Source organism: Streptomyces sp. NPDC086549 (assembly GCF_044746205.1).
Classification (GTDB): domain Bacteria; phylum Actinomycetota; class Actinomycetes; order Streptomycetales; family Streptomycetaceae; genus Streptomyces.
The window spans coordinates 1-1,248 of the sequence record NZ_JBIVBS010000070.1 but is presented as its reverse complement, the minus strand read 5'-3'; the positions used below and the strand labels follow the sequence as shown (position 1 = coordinate 1,248).

Sequence of the window (1,248 nt, the reverse complement as noted above, 5' to 3'; positions counted from 1 at the left end):
TGGGGGGTGTAGCGGGTGCCCCAGCGTTCGGCCATCTGGGAGACGAGGAAGAGGCCGCGGCCGCCTTCGTCGGTGGTGGCGGCGTAGCGCAGGTGGGGTGAGGTGCTGCTGGCGTCGGAGACTTCGCAGGTGAGGGTGCGGTCGCGGATGAGGCGTACGTGGATGGGTGGGGTGCCGTAGCGGATGGCGTTGGTGATGAGTTCGCTGAGGATGAGTTCCATGCCGAAGCCGAGTTCGCTGAGGTTCCATTGTTCGAGGGTGTCGGAGACGGCGGTGCGCATGCCGGAGACGGCGGCGGGGTCGTGGGGTACGTCCCAGTCGGCGATGTGGTCGGGGGGCAGGGCGCGGGTGCTGGCGATGAGGAGGGCGACGTCGTCTTTGGGGCGGGTGGGCAGGAGTTGGGTGAGGACGGCCTGGCAGCTGTCTTCGGGTGGGCGGTGGGGGTGGCCGGCCAGGGCGTGGCGCAGGAGTTCCATGCCTTCGTCGAGGTCGCGGGTGCGGTCTTCGATGAGGCCGTCGGTGTAGAGGACGAGCTGGGTGTGTTCGGGGAGGTCGAGTTCGGCGGTCTGGAAGGGCATGCCGCCCAGGCCGAGGGGTGGGCCGGCGGGGAGGTCGGGGTAGGTGGCGGTGCCGTCGGGGTGGACGAGGGCGGGGGCGAGGTGTCCGGCGCGGGCCATGGTGCAGCGGCGGGTGACGGGGTCGTAGATGGCGTAGAGGCAGGTGGCGCCGACGATTTCGGCGGTGGTCTCGGCGTTGGCTTCGTCCTGGTCGATGCGGCCGACGAGGTCGTCGAGGTGGCTGAGGATCTCGTCGGGGGGCAGGTCGAGGGTGGAGAAGTTGTGGACGGCGGTGCGCAGGCGGCCCATGGTGGCGGCGGCGTGCAGGCCGTGGCCGACGACGTCGCCGACGGCGAGGGCGACCCGGCTGCCGGGCAGGGGGATGACGTCGAACCAGTCGCCGCTGACTCCGGAGTGGGCGGGCAGGTAGCGGTAGGCGACCTTGAGGGCGCTTTGTTCGGGCAGGGCGCGGGGCAGCAGGCTGCGCTGCAGGGTGACGGCCAGGGCGTGCTCGCGGGTGTAGCGGCGGGCGTTGTCGATACTGACCGCGGCACGCGCCACGAGTTCCTCGGCCAGTGACAGTTCTTCCTCGTCGAACGGCTCCAGCCGTTTGGCGCGCCAGAAGTTCGCCATGCCCAGCACCACACCCCGGGCCCGGATCGGAGCGGCGATGAGCGAGTGAATGCCGTAG

General features: G+C 70.8%; 1 protein-coding gene. It reads right to left on the bottom strand.

Annotated features, from left to right (window positions below; genetic code table 11):
* A partial coding sequence (locus tag ACIPSA_RS51415) for a SpoIIE family protein phosphatase (protein WP_402649263.1) occupies positions 1-1,248 on the bottom strand: 1,248 nt, incomplete at both ends.